At 65.5% G+C, this 22,112-nt stretch carries 20 protein-coding genes and 1 pseudogene; 14 read left to right on the plus strand and 7 right to left on the minus strand.

The genetic code is table 11. The annotated features are described in order from the left end of the window. Window positions 1-51 precede the first annotated feature (51 nt). Window positions 52-474, minus strand: coding sequence for a nucleoside-diphosphate kinase (gene ndk / locus ASD82_RS14695; RefSeq protein ID WP_056718555.1), 423 nt, complete (start codon window positions 472-474; stop codon window positions 52-54). A gap of 233 nt (window positions 475-707) precedes the next feature. Here ndk and ASD82_RS14700 point away from each other — a divergent pair, with 233 nt between their 5' ends. The 3 genes from ASD82_RS14700 (at window position 708) to ASD82_RS14710 (ending at window position 5,125) form a co-directional block, all read left to right on the plus strand. After that, window positions 708-1,322 (plus strand): TetR/AcrR family transcriptional regulator, encoded by a 615-nt coding sequence (locus ASD82_RS14700; protein ID WP_056718556.1) that lies wholly within the window; start codon window positions 708-710, stop codon window positions 1,320-1,322. A gap of 38 nt (window positions 1,323-1,360) precedes the next feature. Then, complete coding sequence (locus ASD82_RS14705) at window positions 1,361-3,748, plus strand: 3-hydroxyacyl-CoA dehydrogenase/enoyl-CoA hydratase family protein (protein WP_056718557.1); 2,388 nt, start codon at window positions 1,361-1,363, stop codon at window positions 3,746-3,748. Window positions 3,749-3,919: 171 nt separating this feature from the next. Then, on the plus strand, window positions 3,920-5,125 hold the full coding sequence (locus ASD82_RS14710; protein WP_056718558.1) for an acetyl-CoA C-acyltransferase: 1,206 nt from the start codon (window positions 3,920-3,922) through the stop codon (window positions 5,123-5,125). Window positions 5,126-5,215: 90 nt separating this feature from the next. Here the strand turns inward: ASD82_RS14710 and ASD82_RS14715 are convergent, their stop codons facing one another. Together ASD82_RS14715 and ASD82_RS14720 are read right to left on the minus strand one after the other, a co-directional pair. Further along, a complete protein-coding gene (locus ASD82_RS14715; RefSeq protein ID WP_235580733.1) occupies window positions 5,216-6,217 on the minus strand; it encodes a helix-turn-helix domain-containing protein in 1,002 nt (333 codons plus the stop codon). After that, window positions 6,165-6,713 (minus strand): isochorismatase family protein, encoded by a 549-nt coding sequence (locus ASD82_RS14720; RefSeq protein WP_056718559.1) that lies wholly within the window; start codon window positions 6,711-6,713, stop codon window positions 6,165-6,167. Before ASD82_RS14720 ends, ASD82_RS14715 begins: the two co-directional genes overlap by 53 nt. A 263-nt stretch (window positions 6,714-6,976) precedes the next feature. Here ASD82_RS14720 and ASD82_RS14725 point away from each other — a divergent pair, with 263 nt between their 5' ends. Beyond that, window positions 6,977-7,534: a cold shock domain-containing protein gene (locus ASD82_RS14725; protein ID WP_056718560.1), complete on the plus strand. Its 558-nt coding sequence runs from the start codon at window positions 6,977-6,979 to the stop codon at window positions 7,532-7,534. Between the two features lie 346 nt (window positions 7,535-7,880). Here ASD82_RS14725 and ASD82_RS14730 read toward each other — a convergent pair whose 3' ends face one another. Next, a complete protein-coding gene (locus ASD82_RS14730) occupies window positions 7,881-8,819 on the minus strand; it encodes a hypothetical protein (protein WP_157599287.1) in 939 nt (312 codons plus the stop codon). A gap of 537 nt (window positions 8,820-9,356) precedes the next feature. Between ASD82_RS14730 and ASD82_RS14735 the strand changes: the two genes are divergently transcribed. From ASD82_RS14735 to ASD82_RS14760, 6 genes are all read left to right on the plus strand, one after another. Next, window positions 9,357-10,508, plus strand: coding sequence for an SPFH domain-containing protein (locus tag ASD82_RS14735; RefSeq protein WP_056718562.1), 1,152 nt, complete (start codon window positions 9,357-9,359; stop codon window positions 10,506-10,508). A gap of 21 nt (window positions 10,509-10,529) precedes the next feature. Next, a complete protein-coding gene (locus ASD82_RS14740; RefSeq protein ID WP_056718563.1) occupies window positions 10,530-11,831 on the plus strand; it encodes a hypothetical protein in 1,302 nt (433 codons plus the stop codon). Then, a complete protein-coding gene (locus ASD82_RS14745; RefSeq protein ID WP_056718564.1) occupies window positions 11,828-12,088 on the plus strand; it encodes a hypothetical protein in 261 nt (86 codons plus the stop codon). The genes ASD82_RS14740 and ASD82_RS14745 overlap by 4 nt, the downstream gene beginning before the upstream one ends. 99 nt (window positions 12,089-12,187) lie before the next feature. Then, window positions 12,188-13,108 carry a hypothetical protein gene (locus ASD82_RS14750; protein WP_056718565.1) on the plus strand — a complete coding sequence of 307 codons (921 nt, stop codon included), beginning with the start codon at window positions 12,188-12,190 and terminating at the stop codon, window positions 13,106-13,108. Between the two features lie 190 nt (window positions 13,109-13,298). Then, a complete protein-coding gene (locus tag ASD82_RS14755; RefSeq protein ID WP_056718566.1) occupies window positions 13,299-13,511 on the plus strand; it encodes a YadA-like family protein in 213 nt (70 codons plus the stop codon). A 207-nt stretch (window positions 13,512-13,718) separates the two neighbouring features. After that, entirely contained in the window at window positions 13,719-15,284 is a 1,566-nt protein-coding gene (locus tag ASD82_RS14760) for a phospholipase D family protein (protein WP_056718567.1), read from the plus strand. 162 nt (window positions 15,285-15,446) lie between these two features. Here ASD82_RS14760 and ASD82_RS14765 read toward each other — a convergent pair whose 3' ends face one another. Both ASD82_RS14765 and ASD82_RS14770 read right to left on the minus strand, forming a co-directional pair. Beyond that, the gene (locus tag ASD82_RS14765) at window positions 15,447-15,845 is read right to left on the minus strand and encodes a carboxypeptidase-like regulatory domain-containing protein (RefSeq protein WP_200950324.1); all 399 of its coding nucleotides are present in this window, start codon (window positions 15,843-15,845) and stop codon (window positions 15,447-15,449) included. A 312-nt stretch (window positions 15,846-16,157) separates the two neighbouring features. Further along, complete coding sequence (locus ASD82_RS14770) at window positions 16,158-17,018, minus strand: AraC family transcriptional regulator (RefSeq protein WP_200950326.1); 861 nt, start codon at window positions 17,016-17,018, stop codon at window positions 16,158-16,160. Between the two features lie 66 nt (window positions 17,019-17,084). On the opposite strand from ASD82_RS14770, the gene ASD82_RS14775 reads away from it, so the two are divergent. From ASD82_RS14775 to ASD82_RS14790, 4 genes and pseudogenes are all read left to right on the plus strand, one after another. Beyond that, complete coding sequence (locus tag ASD82_RS14775; protein WP_056718568.1) at window positions 17,085-17,462, plus strand: VOC family protein; 378 nt, start codon at window positions 17,085-17,087, stop codon at window positions 17,460-17,462. A 46-nt stretch (window positions 17,463-17,508) separates the two neighbouring features. Further along, a complete protein-coding gene (locus tag ASD82_RS14780) occupies window positions 17,509-17,907 on the plus strand; it encodes an SRPBCC family protein (RefSeq protein ID WP_056718569.1) in 399 nt (132 codons plus the stop codon). A gap of 103 nt (window positions 17,908-18,010) precedes the next feature. Next, window positions 18,011-20,419, plus strand: coding sequence for a DEAD/DEAH box helicase (locus ASD82_RS14785; RefSeq protein ID WP_056718570.1), 2,409 nt, complete (start codon window positions 18,011-18,013; stop codon window positions 20,417-20,419). Window positions 20,420-20,610: 191 nt separating this feature from the next. After that, window positions 20,611-21,240: pseudogene (locus ASD82_RS14790) on the plus strand (ribonuclease H-like domain-containing protein); the annotation flags it as partial. A gap of 82 nt (window positions 21,241-21,322) precedes the next feature. Here ASD82_RS14790 and mddA read toward each other — a convergent pair. Then, the gene (gene mddA, locus ASD82_RS14795) at window positions 21,323-22,102 is read right to left on the minus strand and encodes a methanethiol S-methyltransferase (RefSeq protein ID WP_056718572.1); all 780 of its coding nucleotides are present in this window, start codon (window positions 22,100-22,102) and stop codon (window positions 21,323-21,325) included. Between the last annotated feature and the right edge of the window lie 10 nt (window positions 22,103-22,112).

Genomic DNA, 22,112 nt, shown 5'->3' on the forward strand with positions numbered 1-22,112 from the left:
GGCCACGGATGGCCGCTTTTTGATCTTCGCGTTCAAGGATGAACGCACAAATTAACGGCAAACTTCCGTGGCGGCGAAGAAATAGGCAATCTCCACCTTGGCGGTGTCGACGGCGTCGGAACCATGCACGGCGTTGGCGTCGATCGACTCGGCGAAGTCGGCGCGGATCGTGCCCGGCGCGGCTTCCTTCGGATTGGTCGCGCCCATCAGGTCACGGTGGGCCAGCACGGCGTTCTCGCCTTCCAGCGCGGAAATCATCACCGGGCCGGAGATCATGAATTCGACCAGCGCCTTGAAGAACGGGCGCTCGCTGTGCACGGCGTAGAAGCCTTCGGCTTCCTGGCGCGACAGCTGCTTCATCTTGGCGGCGACGATCTTCAGGCCGGCCTGTTCGAAACGTGCGTAGATCTGGCCGATGACGTTCTTGGCAACGGCGTCGGGCTTGATGATGGAAAGAGTGCGCTCCAGCGCCATACGGGTCTGCTCCGGAAAAACGGATGATTGGGAAAGGGATGGTCGCCAGTCGAGGCCGGCTGAGGCCAAATCTGTCAGAGATTGAGGATTTAGCTCACGAAATTGTGACAGATTCTAACCCATACGCAAGTCGCGGCGGGTTTGCAACAAACGATCGTTTGACGGCCGCGGAGCTGTCCGCGTATGCTCAAACGATCGTTTGAACCGGCCTCAGGCTGCTGGATGGTCCTCCCGTGAACAGCTCCGTTTCAACCAAGGACCGCATCCTGGGCGCCGCCGAGCTGCTGTTTGCCCAGCGTGGTTTCGAAGGCGCCTCGCTGCGCCAGCTGACCACCAATGCCGGGGTGAACCTGGCCGCCGTCAATTACCACTTCGGTTCGAAGGAAAAGCTGGTCGAGGAGGTGTTCCGTCGCCGCCTCGACGCGCTGAACGAAAGCCGACTGGCCGCACTGGCGCAGGTCGCCGGCGCGCCCGAGACCACCCTGGAAGACGTGCTCGAAGCCTTCATCCGCCCGGCGCTCGACCTTTCCCACGACGACAGCGGCGCCCTGTTCATGCGCGTGCTGGCCCGCGCCTTCGCCGAACACGACGACACCCTGCGCCAGTTCCTGTCCGCCAACTACGGCCATGTCATGCGCCAGTTCACCGCCGAGTTCGCCCGCCTGCTGCCCCAGTTGAGCAAGCAGGAGCTGTACTGGCGCATCGATCTGGTGACCGGCGCGCTGACCCACGCGATGTCCGGCTTCGGCATGATCCAGCGCAAAAGCGATGTCAGCGAGAACGCCCATCGCGAACAGACCGCCCTGCACCTGATCCGCTTCGCCGTGGCCGGTCTCAGCCACCCCTGAATTCACCTGTCCCACCTCTTGCACGTTTGGAGAAGCCAATGACTGCTGCATCCTCCCCCACCCCCGGCTTGCGCATCCGCAAGGCCGCCGTGCTGGGCGCCGGTGTCATGGGCGCGCAGATCGCCGCGCACCTGACCAACGCCGGCGTCGAAACCGTGTTGTTCGACCTGCCCGCGAAAGAAGACCCCAAGAGCGGCATCGCGCTGAAGGCGATCGCCAACCTGGCCAAGCTGTCACCCGCCCCGCTGGCCGACAAGGCGCTGGCCGCCTCGATCATCCCGGCCAACTACGACGATGATCTCGACCACCTGAAGGACGTCGACCTGGTGATCGAGGCGATTGCCGAGCGGATGGACTGGAAGCTCGACCTGTACAAGAAGATCGCCGGCCACCTGTCGAAGACCGCGATCATCGCCTCCAACACCTCGGGCCTGTCGATCAACACGCTGGCCGACGCGCTGCCCGAGGAAATGCGCCATCGCTTCTGCGGCGTGCACTTCTTCAACCCGCCGCGCTACATGCACCTGGTCGAGCTGATCCCGACCAGGCTCACCGACAAGAGCGTGCTGGACGGCCTCGAAGCCTTCCTCGTCACCACCGTCGGCAAGGGCGTGGTGATCGCCAAGGACACCCCGAACTTCATCGGCAACCGCATCGGCGTGTTCTCGATGCTGTCGGCGATGTACCACACCGACCAGTTCAAGCTCGGCTTCGACACCGTCGACGCGCTGACCGGCCCGGCGCTGGGCCGTCCCAAGAGTGCCACCTACCGCACCGCGGACGTGGTCGGCCTGGACACCATGGCCCACGTCATCAAGACCATGGCCGATACCCTGCCCGATGATCCTTGGCACAAGTACTTCAAGGCGCCGGTGTGGCTGGCCGGCCTGATCGACAAGGGCGCGCTGGGCCAGAAGACCGGCGGCGGCTTCTACAAGAAGGTCGGCAAGGACATCGTCGTACTGGACGTGGCCAAGCAGGATTTCCGCCCCTCCGAGCAAAAGCCCTCCGACGAAGTCGCCGCGATACTGGCGATCAAGGACCCGGCCGAGAAGTTCGGCAAGCTGCGCGCCTCCAGCGACCCGCAGGCGCAGTTCCTGTGGGCCAGCTTCCGCGACCTGTTCCACTACAGCGCCTACCACCTGGCCGACATCGCCGACACCGCCCGCGACGTCGACTTCGCGATTCGCTGGGGCTACGGCTGGAAGCTCGGTCCGTTCGAGACCTGGCAGGCCGCCGGCTGGCAGCAGATCGCCGAATGGATCAACGAAGACATCAAGGCCGGCAAGGCGATGAGCAACGCGCCCCTGCCCGCCTGGGTCACCGACGGCCGCAAGGGCGTGCACGGCAAGGACGGTTCGTATTCGGCCAGCGCCAACGCCGACAAGCCGCGTTCGCAGCACCCGGTGTACCAGCGCCAGCTGTTCCCCGATCCGATCCTGGGCGAGAAGTTCGACACTGGCAGCACCGTGTGGGAGAACGACGGCGTGCGCCTGTGGACGCTGGGCGACGACGGCATCGGCATCATCTCGTTCAAGACCAAGATGAACACCGTCAACGACCACGTGCTTGACGGCATCCAGCACGCGATCAAGCTGGCCGAGGAAAAGCTCAAGGCCGTGGTGATCTGGCAGACCGGCGAGCCGTTCTCCGCCGGCGCGGACCTGAAGGGCGCGCTGGGCCTGCTGAAGGATGGCAAGTTCGACGACTTCGAGCACATGGTCGCCAACTTCCAGCGCACCAGCATGGCGATCAAGCACGCTCTGGTTCCGGTGGTTTCCGCCGTGCGCGGCATGGCCTTCGGCGGCGGCTGCGAATTCCAGATGCATTCGGCGCGCACCGTCGCAGCGCTGGAAAGCTACATCGGCCTGGTCGAGGCCGGCGTCGGCCTGCTGCCCGCCGGTGGCGGCCTGCATGAGCTGGCGATCCGCGCGGCGAAGGCCAATCCGGCCGATCCGTTCGAGGAGCTGAAGAAGGTGTTCGAGACGGTGGCGATGGCCAAGGTCTCCGCCAGCGCGTTCGAGGCGAAGAACCTCGGCCTGCTGCGCGACGGCGACGTGGTCGTGTTCAACGCCTATGAACTGCTCTACGTGGCCAAGCAGGTGGCCAACGCGCTGGCCGAATCCGGCTACCGCCCGCCGCTGCCCGCCAACGCCATCCCGGTCGCCGGCGATGTCGGCACCGCCACCTTCAAGGCCTCGCTGGCCAACCTGCAGGCCGGCTACTTCGCCTCGCCGCACGACATCGACATCGCCACGCGCATCGCCGACACCTTGTGCGGCGGCGTGATCGAACGCGGCTCGACCGTCGACGAGGAATGGCTGCTGGCGCTGGAGCGCAAGCACTTCGTGGAGCTGGCCAAGACCGAAAAGACCCAGGCCCGCATCGCCCACACCATGACCACCGGCAAGCCGCTGCGCAACTAGTTGCGCAGGGAATTAGGGAATGGGAAATAGGGAATCGGAAGAGCCAAAAACCCACCCCATCGCACACAGAACCTTTTTGAATTCAGCAAGGCCGGGAACACGAAAGAGCTTGGGCATCGCACCTATTCCCCATTCTCTATTCCCCATTCCCGGCTTTCGGAGAAAGCCAAAATGACCAAGCAAGTGCAAGACGCCTACATCGTCGCCGCCACCCGCACCCCGGTCGGCAAGGCGCCGCGCGGCGTATTCCGCCACACCCGCCCGGACGACATGCTCGCCCACGTGATCCGCAGCGTGATGGCGCAGTACCCGGGCATCGACCCGCACCGCATCGGCGACGCCATCATCGGCTGCGCCATGCCCGAGGCCGAGCAAGGCATGAACGTGGCGCGCATCGGCGTGCTGCTGGCTGGCCTGCCCCACACTGTGCCCGGCGTCACCATCAACCGCTTCTGTTCCTCTGGCCTGCAGGCCGTGGCGATGGCCGCCGACCGCATCCGCCTGGGCCTGGACGACCTGATGCTTGCCGGCGGCACCGAAAGCATGAGCATGGTGCCGATGATGGGCCACAAGATCGCGATGAATCCCGCGATCTTCCAGGACGAGAACATCGGCATCGCCTACGGCATGGGCATCACCGCCGAAAACGTGGCCAAGCAGTGGAAGGTCAGCCGCGAGCAGCAGGATGCGTTCGCCGTCGAAAGCCACCGCCGCGCTTTGGCCGCCCAGGCCGCCGGCGAATTCGACGACGAGATCAGCCCGTTCGCGCTGGACGACCACTACCCCAACCTCGCCACCCGCCAGATCGTCACCGACAGCCGCACCATCAGCGCCGATGAAGGCCCGCGCGCCGGCACCACGATGGAAGTGCTGGCCAAGCTGAAGACCGTGTTCCGCAACGGCCAGTTCGGCGGCACCGTCACCGCCGGCAACTCCAGCCAGATGTCCGACGGCGCCGGCGCCGTGATGCTCGCCAGCGAAAAGGCCATCAAGGAATACAACCTGCAGCCGCTGGCCCGCTTCGTCGGTTTCTCCGTCGCCGGCGTCCCGCCCGAAGTCATGGGCATCGGCCCCAAGGAAGCGATCCCGAAAGCGCTCGCGCAAACCGGCATCAGCCAGAATCAGCTCGACTGGATCGAGCTCAACGAAGCGTTTGCCGCCCAGGCGCTGGCCGTGATGGGCGACCTCAAGCTGGACCCGAGCAAGGTCAACCCGCTCGGCGGCGCCATCGCGCTCGGCCATCCGCTCGGCGCCACCGGCGCGGTGCGCATCGCCACGCTGGTGCACGGCATGCGTCGGCGCAAGCAGAAGTACGGCATGGTGACGATGTGCATTGGTACCGGCATGGGTGCGGCAGGAATCTTCGAAGCGCTGTAATCGCCTGACCGAAAAACGAACGGCGCCGTAGCGATACGGCGCCGTTTCCGTTTCCAGCCAAGGCGGGGCAGCGGAAAACCGCAGGTGCCCTCAGCGCCGCCGTCGCGCCGACGCCGGGCTGTCGTTCGCATGCGTCGACCACAGCCGGCGCAGCTGGCGTGCCGAACCCAGCCCGGCACGTTCGGCGGCGCGTTCCACGCTGTCCCCGGTGGCCAGCGCCTGACGGGCGAGTGCGAGGCGCAGGCGGGCGTGGTAGGTGTTGATCGACATGCCGCTGGCTTCGCGGAAATGCCGCGTGAGGCTGCGCACGCTCAGGTGACCGATGTCGGCCAGCCGCGCCAGCGGCCATTCCTGGGCCGGCGCCCTGGCCAGCGCATCCTGCACGTGGTGGATCGCCGTGTTCATGTGGTTGCGCCCTTCCAGCCACGGCGACAGCGCGGGATCGCCCGACGCGCGCCGCATGTAGACGGCCATCTCGCGCGCCACCGCGGCAGCCAGCCGCGACGAGCCGAGACCCGCGATGAGATGCAGGGCCAGGTCGATGCCGGCGGTGATGCCCGCGCTGGTGTACACCTTGCCATCCTCGACGAACACGCGGCTGTCCAGCACCTCGGCGGTCGGCGCGAGTTCACGCAGCGTGTCGAGCAGGCTGTGATGGGTGGTACAGCGGCGGCCGTGCAGCAAGCCCGCGGCGGCGGCCAGCAACGCGCCCGAGCACACGCACGCAAGCCGCCGGCCGTGGCCGCCATGCCGCTGCAGCCATGCGACCAGGGCCTTGCTGGCGGGCGAGGACAACACCTGCTCACCACTGCCGGTGGCGCCGCACACCACGATCATGGCGTGATCATCCAACTGCGCCGGCAGCGGCTCGATGCCGAGGAGTCCCACGCCCAGCGCCGTCGTGGCAGCCTCGCCGTCCGCGATCGGTGCCAGCAGGCGCAGGCGCACCGGCAAACCCATCGAGGCGGCGATGCGGAACGCGTCGGCCGCGCCGGCGAGATCCAGCAGGATCAGCGCCGGCGGCAGCACGAAGCACACCTCAGTGATCGGCGAGGACGTCATCGACGGTGCGGATGCGGGCAAAGCGTCCATCCAGAACCAGTTCCGTGCGCTGCTTGATGTCCTGCGCATCGTAGTGGCTTCCGCTGCCGGCGTGGATCATCGGAAACGTCAGCGTCGCCTCGGTCACGTAGTCCACCGCAAAGCCGAGATCCGAGGCCACCCGCGCGGTGGTCTCGCAGCACTGCTCGGTGCGGATGCCGCTGACGATCACCCGCCCGATGCCGCGCTCGCGCAGCCAAGCCTCCAGGCTGGTGCCGGTAAACGCGTTGTGCACCTGCTTGCGAAACACTACGTCGTGCGCGTCCGGCACCCACGCCATCGGCGTCACCAGGCCCGACGCCGGTGAGAAGTGTCCATCGCTCTCTTCGTGCAGGATGCGCACGACCGGCCAGTCGCGCGCTGCCGCCGCGTCGATCAGCTTCAGCAGGTTCTGGCGGAACACCGGCACATCGTCCTCGCGCCAGTACGGCGCATGCAGGAACGATTGTTGTACGTCGATGACCAGCAAGGCGGGGGTATCGGACATGGGGCGACTCCTTCGTTGGGGGAAGTCGTCACTTTAGGAAGCCGGGCCGACCGCCGACGAGCACCGCGCCGGACCATGAGCGGACCGATCCGGCCACGCCCGTCGCCAAACGATGTCAGGACCACGAAGGTCTTCATGGACGTATTCTCCAGCGCGCCTTTCGGAGATGACACTGCGAGCCTGCCGCCGGACTTGACGGCCGCCGACGTGGAGTCTGAACATCCGATGCACTGATTACGAACCCAGGCCAGGAAGCTCCGCCCATGCGCATCCACGGCACACTGACCAAGTGGAATGACGACAGGGGATTCGGCTTCATCGAGACGGCGGCGAGCACCAAGGAACTCTTCGTCCACATCTCTGCCTTTCCGCGGGACGGTATCCGACCCCGCATTGGCGAACTCGTATCCTTCGAGACCGACTTGCGCCCCGACGGCAAGCATCGGGCCGTGCGCGTCATGCGCCCCGGCAGCAGAGCTGCATCGCACCGCCATCACCTCCCACGGCCATCCTCGACACGGCGAAACCCGCTCGTGGCCATAGCCAGCGTAGCGGCGATCGGCGTCATTGGCTGGTACAGCTACACACGGCTAGCCCAGAGCAGCACGCCTTCTCCGATACAGGCAGCATCCGTCGTTCCATCCATTCCCGCGTCTCCCGCGCCAACCTTCTCTTGCGACGGCCGCACCCGGTGCTCACAAATGACCTCGTGTGCCGAAGCCACCTTTTTCATCAAACAGTGCCCCGGCACGCAAATGGATGGCGACGACGACGGGACACCTTGTGAGAGCCAATGGTGTACGGGTGGCGAGGCCGACTGAGCATGAAGAAGAACGGGCCCTTCGGGGCCGTTCCTCATTACGGGTGTAGCAACCACCGGTCGATCTAGATACCGTCCGAGGCCGGCGCGGCGTGTGGTTGCCGCCGCCTTTTGCCTGGCGCTTCGCTGTGTCCGGCAGCCACACAGCACAGGTCACGGGCGGTGATCGACCAATGCTGCATGGTCATCCATTTTCCCCGGATTAGCGATGAAGCACGGACCTATCGCATGTGAACAAAGGGGCCCGATCAAATTCACGGCCCCACTTCTTGTGCGGCCTCGCCACCCCCTTGCCCACGCCATGCAATGGCACCGCAAGGCGGACAACATTGTCACCGATGTCGCCCCTAATACCCCGAGCTGTATCCCGGTATCGGCAGGAAGTAGCGCGCCCAGTTCTTGAATTCGACGGGGAGATCGTTGGCGCTCAGCAGCCACCAGTTCGGCCATGCGACGCAGGTGGCGCATTGGTCGGGCACGGCGTTGATCGCCGCCTGTGTCAGTCCGGGGCCTCCCAGCGGGAACAATCCCTTCTTTGCCTTCAGCTGCGCGGAGGCAATCAGGTAGTAAGGCGGGCCTCCGGCCGGCAGGTGACCATGATGGCTATAGACCGTGTCAACCACCAGCCAGCCGGCTTGGCCGGAGTTTTCGACCAGCAGCGTGCTCTTGGCCCGCTTGAGGTCGAACCACATGATGTCGGTCTTGTTGGCGAAGCTGGGGACGTTGCAGGTGGCGTCGGTGAAATTGCCATCGGGCCCCTTGCTGAAGGAGTGATTGGTGAATTTCAGCGCTTGGATCGTGGCGAAGTCCTGCGTCACCGTGCGGACATTGCCCATCCATGCCGCGTCGAACGTGGATGATCCGGGAAGCGTGACGAAGGTCTTGTCGGTGGAGGCGTTCAACACCTCGTTGTCCTTGAACCCCAGGATGTGCCAGGCGAGCTGCCGCGCCACGGTGTTGAAGATTCCGCAATTGCAGGATTTCGCCAGGTTGGTACCGTCCAGCAACGGTATGCCGCCGGTGCCGGCTCCAGGGATCGCCGGGGGCTTGCCCGGGGCGATGGGCCCGCTATGCGAGGTCGAGCCGTTGTTTCCGGCCGTATCTATCCAGACCCAGTTGTTGGCTCGCGCATAACGCCACAGATTCGCGTTCAAGTTGTGCCAAAGAGTGGTCTTGTTGGCGATATCGGCCAGAGGGTGGCCGGGCATGTTGACGATGTGGGCGGCAGGTTTGCCCGTCCAGCCATAAGCAGCAAGCAGTGTGTCGATAACCGGTTGTGAAGGCATGCCCATCAACTCCCTTGGTGGTCGATCGAAAGAGGAACCGGAGAAACCCGGCCCGAGTCGGATGCTTCTGTCACTTGCGTAAAGGCGAATGCCTTCCCGTTCCCGCGGCATTACGCGGCACGGAACCTGGAATCGGGGCACCTGTCACCTGCAATCGCCGTGTTCGTTCACGCCTCGTGCGAGGGGATCGAAATGAAAGGTGGTGAAGCTGCAAGGTCCGCGGCCTAGATGCCAGCGAAACGGCCGGTGATGGCAAACGGATTCGCAGGGCAGGCCTGTCGCGGTCGACAAGCACGTAATGGCACTCCAGCATCTGTCCTGCTGCCGTCGTGGCGGCATCGCAGATGATGGTGGCGACGATCGGCCCGCGTTCCATGGTCATCCATTCCCCCCGGAATCCGGTCGAGGATAGCGCAAAAAATCGGGACGGCCGGCAAACCGGCCTCGCGTCTGACGGTTCGCGTGCCCCGCCTTGCGGGTATAGTTCGACGGGCATGGCGGGTGTCCTGCCCGGCCACGAATCCAAGGGGAAAAGTCATGGGTCTTTTTCAGGCAGTGGCGGGATCGATCGGCGGCACGCTGGCCGATCAGTGGAAGGATTTCTACACGATTCCGGACGGCCTGCCGTCGACGGCGGCGCTGTTCGCGGCAGTGCCTCAGGGCAGCAATGCCGGGCGCGGTTCGAACACGCACGGTTCGTCGAACATCATCACCAACGGTTCGAAGATCGTCGTTCCCGAGGGCTACGGCCTGTTGCTGTTCCAGGACGGCAAGATCACCGGTTTCGCCGCCGAGCCGGGCGGCTACGAGTGGAAATCGGACGACCTCAACTCGACCTCGATCTTCACTGGCGGCGGCTTCGTCGATGCGCTGATCAAGCAGAGCTGGGAGCGCTTCAAGTTCGGCGGCCAGCCGGGTTCGCAGCAGGCGGCGTTCTTCGTCTCGTTGAAGGAACTGCCGGACAACCGCTTCGGCACGCAGTCGGAAATTTACTGGGACGACGCCTTCCTCAACACCCAGGTCGGCGCGGTGACGCGCGGTTCGTACACGCTGAAGATCGTCGACCCGATCCTGTTCGTGAAGAACTTCGTGCCGGCCTCGTATCTGCAGCCGGGCAAGGTGTTCGATTTCACCGACATCGACAACGCCGCGGCCAGCCAGCTCTTCAACGAGGTGGTGGGTTCGCTCGCCCCGGCTTTCAGCCTGTATTCGAACGACGGCAACAAGGAACACCGCATCACCAAGCTGCAGCAGGATTCGCTGGGCTTCGCCAAGAGCCTGTCCGATGCGGTGGAAAGCGCCTACCAGTGGAAGTCCGATCGCGGCCTGGCCATCGTCAAGACCGCCATCGTCTCCATCGAGTACGACGCGAACACCCGCGAACTGCTGAAGACGGTGCAGCGCGCCGATGCGCTGTCCGGCGCCCGCGGCAATTCCAACTTGCAGGCCAGCGTCGCCGCCGGCATGCAGGCGGCCGGCGAGAACGGTGGCGCGGCGGGCATGATGGGCATCGGCATGGCGTCGGGCATGATGGGTGGCATCGGTGGTTTGCAGCAGCCGGTGGCGCCAGCCGCACCGGCGGCCGACGACCCGATCGCCAAACTGAAGAAGGCCAAGGAGATGCTCGACCTCGGCCTGATCTCCCAGGCCGATTACGACGCGGCAAAGGCCAAGGCCCTCGGCCTGTAAACGGCGAACGGCGCTCACACCATGAACACCACCATTCCCCCGCTGCCGCCGGGACCGCCGCCTACCGGCCCCGGTTCGCCGCAGGATGTGCCGCCGCCACACGGCAGCTTTCCGATCGACCCGGCCACCCTGCCCCCGCCGATCCGCGACGAGTTGCAGGCGCCCGACCCGACCGCCATCGACACCGCCGCCGACGAGCTCAAGGACGGCCTCAACCGTTGCCCGAAATGCGGTTCGACCGAGATCCGGCAACGGCCCGGCACCGACCTGCTGATCTGCATGTATTGCCGTCACGAATGGCATGGCGAAGGCGTCGAGGAGGCCTTCGGACTGGGCGAGGGCATCGACCAGTTGCAGGGCACGGTGATCGCTTCCGGTGCGCAGGACATCAAGGCCGACACGGCCAGCCTGATGACCTTCAAATGCCCCGGCTGCGGCGCCGAGGTCACGATCAATACCACCAACGCGATGACCGCGCGTTGCCACTGGTGCCGTCACGTGTTCGGCGTCAACGAGCAGGTGCCGAACGGTGCGGTGCCCGACGCGGTGTTGCCCTTCCACATCAAGAAGGACGACGCGGTGGCGCGCATCCGCCAGTTCGTGGACAAGCGCCGACTGTTCGCGCTGAAGGCCTTCAAGGAACAGTTCACGCCCGAAAACGTCGTTCCCGTCTACCTGCCGTACATGATCGTCGACGGCAATGTCAGCGCCAGCGTCGCTGGCCAGGGCGAGATCAAGACGCGCGAATACACCAGCGACAAGAAGACCTATTACGACGCCGACGTCTACCGGCTGGATCGGCAGGTGGACTTCACCGTGGACGACCTGCCGCTGGAATCCTCCAGCGAGCGCGGCAACCTGGACACGCGCACCAACACCAACAACATCATCAACACCATCCTGCCGTTCGACACCAAGAACGCGGTGAAGTGGAACGCGTCCTACCTGACCGGCATCACCTCGGAAAAGCGCGACCTGGACGTGGAAAAGCTGCGCCCGCACCTGGAAGACGAGCTGCTGTCGATCGCCCGCGCTCGGGTCGAAATGTCCGTGGCCCGCTACGATCGCGGCGTGCGCTGGGAACAGGAACAGCTCAGCGTGCATGGCACGCGCTGGGTGTCGATGTACCTGCCGGTGTGGCTGTACTCCTATCACCAGCCAGGCCCCAACGGCGGCATGCTGCACTACATCGCGGTGAACGGTCGCACCGGCGAAACCATGGGCAGCGTACCGGTGCAGCAGTGGAAGCTGCTCACGGCCGCGCTCACCGTCGGCACGTTTCTCGAAGCCATTGCACTCTTTCTCGTGGGGCATTCGTCATGAGCGACGACAGTGGATTGTGGCTGCTGGCATTGGGACCGGCCGGGGCAGCGGGCCTGTACTGGACCCTGTACCGGTATTACCGCAACACCGACAAGTCACACGACTTCGAACACGAGACGGCCGTGGTGGCCAAGCCCGTGACCGGCTCGGAACAGAAGATCGACGAGGTGAAAGGCACGCGTGACTCGCGCATCCGCGGCGACAATGTGCACGCCTACCGCAAGCGCGTGCAGCGGGTGCCAGGCGGCTCCGGATAAGGGCGCCAGCAAGCATCGACGTGCCCCGGCGTTGCCGGAACCACGACGTCTCGAAACACGTACACTTTTGGGCATCCATACGGCACAGGAGCGGCGGACATGGGTATCGGCATCGGCATGCGGGGCACTGACCTTCGGAAGTTCCTGATGGTGGCGCGGGAACGCAACGTCATCCTGCTGGTGCGCCACACCAACGAGGATTCGCTGCGCTACGTCTGCGTGCCCGGCTACTACCCCAAGCCGGCCCTGATCAAGGCCAAGACCGCCGACCTCAACCCGCCGGCTGTCGTGCGTTCGGTCGGCGGCCGCATGGTGAGACAGGAGTACGTCATCGCCGGACTGGTGGTGCATCCGGGCATGCATCCCGGGGCGTACAAGCCGGCCAAGCTGCAGAAGGCGACGGACGCCTGGCACGACGGCATGCATTACCTGGCGGAAAACATGCCGGCCACGGGCGATCCACAGCGTCCGGAGAGCTGGGCCGCCTGGGGCGTGGGCCGCGTCGTTGCCTGTTCGGCCGAGTGGCGCTGGCGCGTCGACGTCGACCCCGCCTCCCGCCACTACGGCTGCCTGCAGCTGAACCATGCCGGCAAGGGCTGGGTCTACATCCACGGCGACTACGACCTCAAGGACGTGATCGTCCGCGGCAACGAGACCGACAACCGGCGCCACGAAGGCCAGCTCCACGGCGTCAAGAACTTCACCCCGCTGCTCACGAACATGGAGTTCGAACGCATCCGCGTCTCGCTGAACCAGCTGATCGGCACCGACATGGTGCAGCATGGCGCGGAGGCGCAGTTCGCCTGGCACGGCGACGAGCCGATCACGGTCGCGTTCCCGGACTGGAGAATCCTGCTGTTGACCGACGCCACGACGGTGCAGCGATGGTATGAAGACCTGAACCGGTCCGTGCTGGCAGACAAGGGCCTCGACTACGCACGCGACCGCTCGCGGATGTTCCACTTCGGGCCGCACGGCATGTTCGCCCCCGGTGCCATACCGGCGTCGAGCTGGGGCTAGACAGGGGCCAACGCCGCGCCTGGAACACGCGCCTCACTTTCGAAGCAAGGCACGTCCGCCCGCCGCTACAGCCACGAAGTCGTACACCGACAGCAGGTTCGCGACCTGGAACGACAGCTTCACCCAGTATCAGCAGCAGGTCGGCAGGCGTTTTGCGCAGACCGACAAGCGCATCAGCCAGGTCGGCGCGATGGGCACTGCGATGACCCAGATGGCGGTCAACGCATCCAATGGCAGTGGCCCGAATGGACGCATCGCGATCGGCATGGGCGCGCAAGGAGGCCAGGGCGCGGTATCAATCAGCTATGGCAAGCGTGTCGGCGACCACGGCTCGTTCTCGCTGGGTGCCAGCTTCAGTCGCGGTGAGTCCAGCGCCGGCGCCGGCTTCGGCTTCGACCTGTAAGCGCTTCGGGGGAATGTACGGAACGGCGCGGGCAGCCGTGTCGTTCCGTACGCCCTCTTGCCCGCTGATCCGAATGACCAGCAGCCGGCCCGAAGCAGCGCAGCGCGCCAGTCGCGTGGAATTCACGGCCCGCTTCGCACAGTACGCCGACGGTCACGAACGAGGCTGCAAAGCCGGGGTCGGCGCGTAACGCAAAGGCAGGTGCACATGCGGTATCTCATCAAGGCGGTCGGATCGGCCTTGCTCGGCCTGGCGCTGGCGGCTTGCTCGCCGCCGGCACCGGTGGTCAAGCCGGTGTCGAAGGCGTTGCCGCCCACCGTGAGCACGCCGGCGGCGCGCTACGTGCACGCCGAGGCGGACAAGCATCAGGAGCAATCCGGTTTTCGTCTGCTGATGCGCAGCACCAATGCGCTGATGAGCCGCGTGGCACTGGCCGACCATGCGCAGCACTCGCTCGACCTGCAGTACTACATCTTCGACAACGACGCGACCGGACGACTGATGGCGCAGCGGCTGCTGGCCGCGGCCGATCGCGGCGTGCGCGTGCGCCTGCTGGTGGACGACATCAACGCCAGCCAGGCGATCGACCTGTTCGACGCGCTGGACACCCATCCGAACATCGAGGTGCGCCTGTTCAATCCGTTTGCCACGAAGAGTCCATCGCTGCTGTCCAGGGCCACCCAGTTCCTGCTCGACACGCACCGGCTCAACCGCCGCATGCACAACAAGTCGTTCATCGCCGATGGCAACGTGGCGATCGTGGGCGGTCGCAATATCGGTGATGCGTACTTCGATGCCGGCGAGAACACCAACTTCCGCGACCTCGACCTGATCGCGATCGGACCGGTGGTGAACCAGGCCTCGCACGCGTTCGACGAATACTGGAACTGCGACGCGGCCTATCCGGTGAAGGCGTTCCACGGCAAGCACGCCGATCACCACGACCTGGCGAAGCTGCGGGTGGAGCTGGCCCACGATGCGCGCGTGTTCGCGCAATCGGACTATGCGCAGGCGACGCTGGACGCCCTGCCCCACGGCGCATCCGCCGATCGTCCGGGCAGCTGGTTCTGGGGGCCGGCCACGCTGGTGGCCGACCAGCCGTCCAAGATCGAGGCCGGGCCCGACCAGCCGCAGTTGCGCATCGGTCCGGACATCAAGGCGATGACCGATGCCACGCAGCACGAACTGCTGCTGATCTCGCCCTACTTCATTCCCGGCGAGCGTGGCTCGGCGTATCTGGACGCGCTGGCCAGGCGCGGCGTGACGGTCAAGGTACTGACCAATTCGCTCGCCTCCAACGACGAGCCGATCGTGTACTCGGGCTACTCGCGCTATCGCCGCTCGCTGCTGGAAAGCGGCGTGCAACTGTTCGAACTGCAACCGGCCACGGGCGCGTCGCAACCGGCCACCTCCGGCGGCACCTCGTCCGGTGTCAGCCTGCACGCCAAGGCCATCGTGGTGGATCGACAGAAGGTGTTCATCGGCTCGATGAACATGGACGCGCGCTCGAAACTGCTCAACACCGAGATGGGCATCATCGTCGACTGCCCGCCGCTGGCCGCCGCGGTGACCGAGTTCTTCGACACCGCCACCTTGCCCGAGTACGCCTACCGCGTGTCGCTGAAAGCCGACGGATCGGCGCACGGTGCCATGCAATGGCAGGCCACCGAACACGGCAAGCCGGTGACCTACGACCACGACCCCGGCGTTACCGCCAGCCGTCGGGTCGAGGTACAGATGCTCAAGCTGCTGCCGCTGGAGAGCCTGCTCTAGCGTGTCGGAAGGTCACGCCCCACCTGTGGGGTGGAGATGTTCCGCAACGCAAGTCCGGCGTCTTCCGACGCCGGACTTGCCGGGAATGACCGCATGGCCAGCCGCACGCATCACGATCGAAGCACGCTGACGAGACCATCGGCATTTACCCCGGACGATGCATCAGGACTTGTCTGCGAGCTTGCCGCATTCACCCTTGGCGCAATCGAAATCGACCTTGATGCCGCCGCCGGCACGAACGGTCACATTGGTGTGCTTGACCACGGCTTGTCCGTTCTCTTCGAGCGTCACGACGTAGACACCGGCCGGAACCATCTTGACCTTGTAGCGGCCTTTGGAATCGGCGTGAACCCGACGCTGCAGACCATTGACGTCGCTATGAACCACGATGCTGTCGCCCGCCGGTGCGACGCCGAAAACGGTGCCGGCCGTGGACTGCGCATGGACCGCCATCGATCCTGCCACACCGCACAGGGCGACGGCGGCGGAAATGGCCAGGCTGCGTGCGAAAGAGGAGCGACGCTGCGAATGCTTGTTCGAAAGGACATTGCTGTTGTTCATGAGATTTCCTGATGCCTGATTAGAGCCTTGGGGCACGAACGCCGCCAGAAATCAGGCAGCCCGCTCGTGGGGGAGTTCTGGACGTCCGCGCATTACCTGTCCGGCACGCGACGGACTGTCGGGTGCAAGCCGGGTTTCACTCGTCGTCTGCTGCCATCGGTTGAAGCGCGGATGTCACTTGCCCGATGGCTGTGCAAGCCTACGACGGCAAGGCGCGCTTGCCGAAGGGCCAGAGGTCATAGGTCAACCCATCTGACGAACAGGATGACAAGGCCCGCCGCGGAACGATCGTGGCTGGCCCACCAGGTCAGCTCAGCATTTCGGCCGGGCGCGATACGCACCCGGGTTCATGCCCATCACGGTGCGGAAGCGGTGATTGAACGTGGACAGATCACTGAATCCGGCCTCGAAGGCAATGCCGGAAATGGATGTGGTGGAGTCGCGCAACTGAACGGCGGCGCGGTGCATGCGTGTGCGCAACACGTACTGATGCGGGGTCATGCCCACCACGCGACGGAACACCCGCAGGAAGTGCCAGGGGCTGAGGCCGGCTTCGCGGGAAAGCTCGCCCAGCGTCAGGCTGTCGTCGGCCAGTTGCGCATCGGCTTCGATACGGCGTACGGCATCCGATACGCGCTGGACGTCGTGGCGGCCAAGGCGGCCCGATCGTGGGCACAGCTCGGCATCCACATGCAGCGCGATGCCCGCCAGATCGATGGCGATTTCCTCCAGCGCGGCGGCATTTTCCTGTCGGGCAGATTCCAGTCGGGCCAGGAGCCGCGTCAGCGACGCCACAGGCGGCACATGCGAGTGGCCGAATGTGGCCTTGCGTACGCCGGGCATGGCGGCTACCAGGTTTTCCCAGCAGGCCGGGGTGAAATGGAAGGACAGACAGTGATCGCCGGTGCCGTGTTCGTGTCCGCATTCAAAACACTGGCCATGGTTGCCGAGCAGCAACGACCCGGGCGCCAGCAGAGCATCACCCTGACCGCTGCGATACAGAAAGGTCCCGGCGAGGACCGCCGCGATGGAGACTGTCTCATGGCGCTCCTCGAACGCACGATCGCGCGGCCCGGCGCTGCAGATCACCTCCTGCACACTCCAGCCATTGCCGCTGGCCAATGTTGTTGCCTCTATCGTCACCGGGGAACAGGCCTTTCCGTCGAACAGCAATTTTTCCCAAGCCGCCAGTTGCAGTCACGTCGATGATGCTGCCACCGACCATCATCGGAGTCACCCATGATCGACCACCTGTCCATCGGCGTCCGCGACATCACGCGTGCCAGGGCCTTCTACGACGCCGCATTGCAGCCGCTGGGCTATCGCTGTCTAAGTGCGGATGCAACCTCGCTCGGCTACGGCGCGACTTCGGTGGCGTTCTGGGTGCTGCGCAGCGAGGCACCGGTTCCGGCCAACGACGCCTCGGGGTTGCACATCTGCCTGCTGGCTCCCAGCCGCACCAGCGTTGATGCCTTCCATGCCGCTGCGCTCGCTCATGGCGGGCGCGACAACGGGGGACCTGCGCTTCGGACGGATTACAGCCCGAATTATTACGCCACGTTCGTGAGCGACCCTGACGGCTACCGCATCGAGGCGTATTGCGGCAGCTCTGCGTGACTGACTGCAGCGGGACGGCATCATCCAGTCCAACGAGGAGAACCCCTTGGCAACCGTACGCAAGGACATCATCACCACAGCCCATCCCGACGATGCATGGGATGCAATCCGCGACATCGGTGCGCTGCATACGCGCCTGGTGCCCGGCTTCGTCATCGACACCTGTCTCGAACCCGGTGCGCGGCGGGTCACCTTTGCCAATGGCCAGTGCGTGCGCGAGCCGATCATCACCCTGGACGAGTGCAGCCGTCGACTGGTGTGGTCGGCCGAAGGTGTGGGCGCCACGCACTACAACGCCTCCGCCCAGGTGGTGGCCGAACCGGATGCCACTCGTGTGGTCTGGCTGGCGGATTTCCTGCCCGACGATATCGGTGGCGCGATCGAGGCAGCGATGGATGCTGGTGCGCATGCGATGAAGGTGGCCCTGGACCGATTGGCGCGCTGAGCAGGCAGGAGGAGCGTCATTCGTGCACGCTCGCGGAACGCCTATCTCACCCAGTGAGACACCACGCCGGCTTAATCCGCGAAGACTTTCGCGGATGCCAACCATGAGCGCCTTGCCCGACCGTTATGCCACCGATGACCTGGTACTGCGCGACCGCGGCGATGGCCGCACGCTGGCCCAGCGCCTGTCGAAGCGCTACGCGGCGCGGATCACCGGCGCCTTCGTGGTGCCCGGTCGCGAGGGCAGCTTCGCGCCGATGCCCGCGGATCTTCCGACGGCACTGGCGCAAGCCCTGCGCACGCGGGGCATCGAGCAGCTTTACAGCCATCAGGCAGAGGCCTGGAAGGCCACGCAATCGGGCGCGCACGTCGCGATCGTCACACCCACCGCCTCGGGCAAGTCACTGTGCTACACGCTGCCGGTGATCAGCGCGGCGATGCAGGACAGGGCCAAGTCGCTGTACCTGTTCCCGACCAAGGCGCTGGCGCAGGACCAGGTAGCCGAACTGCTGGAGTTGAACAACGCCGGCGAGCTGGGCGTGAAAGCCTTCACCTTCGATGGCGATACGCCCGGCGATGCGCGGCAGGCGATCCGCCTGCATGGCGACATCGTGGTCAGCAACCCGGACATGCTGCACCAGGCGATCCTGCCGCACCACACCAAGTGGGCGCAGTTCTTCGAGAACCTGCGCTACGTGGTGATCGACGAGGTGCACACCTACCGTGGCGTGTTCGGCTCGCACGTAGCCAACGTGATCCGTCGGCTGAAACGCGTCTGCGCGTTCTACGGCGTCACCCCGCAATTCATCCTGTGCTCGGCCACCATCGGCAATCCGCAGGAGCACGCCGAGGCGCTGATCGAGGACGCGGTCACCGCGATCACCGAAAGCGGCGCGCCCACCGGCGACAAGCATGTGCTGCTGTGGAATCCGCCGGTGATCAATCCCGATCTGGGACTGCGCGCCTCGGCGCGCTCGCAGACCAATCGCATCGCGCGGCTGGCGATCAAATCGGGCATGAAGACGCTGGTGTTTGCGCAATCGCGCAGCATGGTCGAGGTACTGACCAAGTATCTCAAGGACGTGTTCGACCACGACCCGCGCAAGCCACCGCGCATCCGCGCCTATCGCGGCGGCTACCTGCCGAAGGAACGCCGCGCCGCCGAGCGGGCGATGCGTGAGGGCCGCATCGACGGCATCGTCAGCACCTCAGCGCTGGAGCTGGGCGTGGATATCGGCAGCCTTGACGTGGTGGTGCTGAACGGCTATCCGGGCTCGGTCGCCGCCACCTGGCAGCGCTTCGGCCGCGCCGGCCGGCGCCAGCAATCGGCGCTGGGCGTGCTGGTGGCCAGCTCCGATCCGCTGGACCAGTACCTGGTGCGGCATCCGGAGTTTTTCCAGGACGCCACGCCCGAGCATGCCCGCATCCAGCCGGATCAGCCGCTGATCCTGCTCGATCACATCCGCTGTGCCGCGTTCGAGTTGCCGTTCGTCGGTGACGAGATGTTCGGCACTGAAGTGACCACGCCGTGGCTGGACTTGCTGGGCGAGGAAGGCGTGCTGCATCGCGAAGGCGATCGCTGGGAATGGATTGCCGACAGTTACCCGGCCATCGCGGTCTCGCTGCGCTCGGTCGCCGACGGCAATTTCGTGGTGGTCGATCGCACCGACGGTCGCCAGACCATCATTGCCGAGGTCGACTACTCCGCCGCCGCGGTGACGCTGTACGAAGGCGCCATCCACATGATCCAGTCGCTGCCCTACCAGGTCGAGAAGCTGGACTGGGAAGGCCGCAAGGCGTATGTCACGCGCACGAACGTCGACTACTACACCGACGCCATCGACTACACCAAATTGAAAGTGCTGGACTGCTTCGACAGCTCGCACGCGGGCTGCGGCCAGGCGCATCACGGCGAGGTGCACGTGGTGCGCCGCGTGCCGGGCTACAAGAAGATCCGCTTCTACTCGCACGAAAACATCGGTTTCGGCCCGGTCAACCTGCCCGACCAGGAACTGCACACCACCGCGGTGTGGTGGCAGCTGCCGCAGGCGGTGCTGGAGGCTGCGTTCGAACAGCGCCAGCAAGCGCTGGACGGTTTCCTCGGCGCGGCTTATGCGCTGCACATCGTGGCCACCGTGGCGGTGATGGCCGAGGCGCGCGACCTGCAGAAGTCCGTGGGCTCGGGCGATGGCGCGTGGTTCGTCAGCGCCGACCTCAGTGGCCGCAGCCAGATCCGCGGCAACGACGGCCAGCCCGCCACGCTGGCGCCAGGTACGCCGTTCACGCCCACCGTCTACCTGTACGACGCCTTCCCCGGCGGCATCGGCCAGAGCGAGCCGCTGTTCCAGCGTCGCGAGGATCTGGTGGCGCAATCGATCAGCCTGATCGAACGTTGCGACTGCCGCGCCGGCTGCCCGGCCTGTGTCGGCCCGGTATTGGCCGCGGACGAAGAGGCAGCCAGCGCGCCGAAGGCGCTGGCGCTGCGCGTGCTGGCCTTGCTGGTGGCGCTGTGAGCGCGCTGGCCGCGCGGATGCGCAAGCTGCGCGTGGAAGCCGGCAAAGTCGCCAGCACGCCTGTAGCGACATCAATCATCCATTCCGTCAGCAGCCATGCGGTGACCGTGCCGGATCGGGTGATTTCCCCCGAACTGCGTCGCCTGCTGCAACGACACGCGCAACTGAAGCGAGGCCCGGCCACACTCTCGTCCAACGACCGCGAGGTGCCCGGCATCGAGATCGCGCCCGGCCTGCGCTACACCGAACAATGGATTGACTGGCTCGCTCCGCCGGCGATCATCGACGCCAGCTTCGCCCGGATGGAACTGGTACCTCACGATCGCCTGCTTCACTTCGACACCGAAACCACCGGCCTGGCCGGCGGCACCGGCACCCGCGCCTTCATGATCGGTGCCGCCGACTGGCTCGATGGCCGCTTCCGCATCCGCCAGCTCACCCTTACCACGATGGCCGCCGAAACCACCATGCTGCACACGTTCGCCGAGTGGCTGAGCGAGGACACCGTGCTCGTCAGTTACAACGGCAAGTGCTACGACGCACCGCTGTTGGCCACCCGCTATCGCCTCGCCCGCCTGCCCAACCCGCTGGCCGGTCTGGGTCATCTGGACCTGCTGCACCCGGTGCGCCGGCACTGGAAGCGGCAGTGGCCCAACTGCCGCCTGGCCACCGCCGAACGACAGTTGCTCGGCGTGGTGCGCGAGGACGACCTGCCCGGCGCCGAGGCGCCGGCCGCCTGGCTCACCTACCTGCGCGGCGGCTCTGCCCGGAACCTGCGACGGGTGGCCGCGCACAACGCCCAGGACCTGAAAAGCCTGGCCGGCGTGCTGCTGCACATGGCCAATTGTTCGACCCTATCGACAGCGCGTTGAAGAGCGGTTTGCCAGCGGGCAAGGTACCCGCTCAATGCGCCACCCCGGGTGCGGAACGGGACGATTTGCCATGGCGCGGGCGCGGCCACGGGCACAGCATCGGTACTTCGTGCTGGTAGCGGCGGTAGTCACCGCCGTACGCGGCGATCAGGTCGCGTTCTTCGAGGAATTTCACCGCAATCAGGATGTAGCCCGTGGTGGCGAGGGCAAACAGCAGATGGCCGGCGCTCATGTGTGGGGTGGCCCAGAACGCAATGAGGAAACCGAGCATCAGCGGATGGCGCACGACGCGATAGAAAAAATGCTGCTTGAACGGCAACGGCGTACAGGGGCGCCCGCGAGCGTACAGCCACACCTGGCGCAGGCCGAACAGGTCGAAGTGGTTGATCACGAAGGTGCCGGTGAGCACCAGCAGCCAGCCGAAGGCAAACAGCGCATACAGGAGCGACTGGCCCCAGCCGGCGTCCACCTGCCAGATCGTGCCCGGCAACGACCGCCACTGCCAGAACAACAGGATCAGCGCCAGGCTGGACAGCAGCACGTAGGTGCTGCGCTCGATCGCCGGCGACACCACGCGTGTCAGCCACGCCTTGAAGCTGCGGCGAGCCATGCCGCTGTGCTGCACGGCGAACAGCCCGAGCAGTGCGAGGTCGATGATCCAGGGTGTGGGCGTCTCCGGCCCGATCGGCGGCGGCCGGTCCAGTGTCCGGGGTACCAGGAAGTCCCCCACGAAGGCGATCGCGTAGAGAAACGTCAGGAAGAACACGACGTAGCAGAGCACGCCGTAGCAGAGAACCGACAAGGCACGCATGATCGATTAC

The organism is Rhodanobacter sp. Root179 (genome assembly GCF_001428465.1).
Classification (GTDB): Bacteria; Pseudomonadota; Gammaproteobacteria; order Xanthomonadales; family Rhodanobacteraceae; genus Rhodanobacter.

Bases quoted from the DNA above. Each gene is read 5' to 3' on its own strand.
- ndk (WP_056718555.1), bottom strand. From the start codon at position 474: ATGGCGCTGGAGCGCACTCTTTCCATCATCAAGCCCGACGCCGTTGCC.
- ASD82_RS14705 (WP_056718557.1), top strand. From the start codon at position 1,361: ATGACTGCTGCATCCTCCCCCACCCCCGGCTTGCGCATCCGCAAGGCC.
- ASD82_RS14710 (WP_056718558.1), top strand. From the start codon at position 3,920: ATGACCAAGCAAGTGCAAGACGCCTACATCGTCGCCGCCACCCGCACC.
- ASD82_RS14715 (WP_235580733.1), bottom strand. From the start codon at position 6,217: ATGGACGCTTTGCCCGCATCCGCACCGTCGATGACGTCCTCGCCGATC.
- ASD82_RS14720 (WP_056718559.1), bottom strand. From the start codon at position 6,713: ATGTCCGATACCCCCGCCTTGCTGGTCATCGACGTACAACAATCGTTC.
- ASD82_RS14725 (WP_056718560.1), top strand. From the start codon at position 6,977: ATGCGCATCCACGGCACACTGACCAAGTGGAATGACGACAGGGGATTC.
- ASD82_RS14730 (WP_157599287.1), bottom strand. From the start codon at position 8,819: ATGCCTTCACAACCGGTTATCGACACACTGCTTGCTGCTTATGGCTGG.
- ASD82_RS14735 (WP_056718562.1), top strand. From the start codon at position 9,357: ATGGGTCTTTTTCAGGCAGTGGCGGGATCGATCGGCGGCACGCTGGCC.
- ASD82_RS14740 (WP_056718563.1), top strand. From the start codon at position 10,530: ATGAACACCACCATTCCCCCGCTGCCGCCGGGACCGCCGCCTACCGGC.
- ASD82_RS14745 (WP_056718564.1), top strand. From the start codon at position 11,828: ATGAGCGACGACAGTGGATTGTGGCTGCTGGCATTGGGACCGGCCGGG.
- ASD82_RS14750 (WP_056718565.1), top strand. From the start codon at position 12,188: ATGGGTATCGGCATCGGCATGCGGGGCACTGACCTTCGGAAGTTCCTG.
- ASD82_RS14755 (WP_056718566.1), top strand. From the start codon at position 13,299: ATGGGCACTGCGATGACCCAGATGGCGGTCAACGCATCCAATGGCAGT.
- ASD82_RS14760 (WP_056718567.1), top strand. From the start codon at position 13,719: ATGCGGTATCTCATCAAGGCGGTCGGATCGGCCTTGCTCGGCCTGGCG.
- ASD82_RS14765 (WP_200950324.1), bottom strand. From the start codon at position 15,845: ATGAACAACAGCAATGTCCTTTCGAACAAGCATTCGCAGCGTCGCTCC.
- ASD82_RS14775 (WP_056718568.1), top strand. From the start codon at position 17,085: ATGATCGACCACCTGTCCATCGGCGTCCGCGACATCACGCGTGCCAGG.
- ASD82_RS14785 (WP_056718570.1), top strand. From the start codon at position 18,011: ATGAGCGCCTTGCCCGACCGTTATGCCACCGATGACCTGGTACTGCGC.
- mddA (WP_056718572.1), bottom strand. From the start codon at position 22,102: ATGCGTGCCTTGTCGGTTCTCTGCTACGGCGTGCTCTGCTACGTCGTG.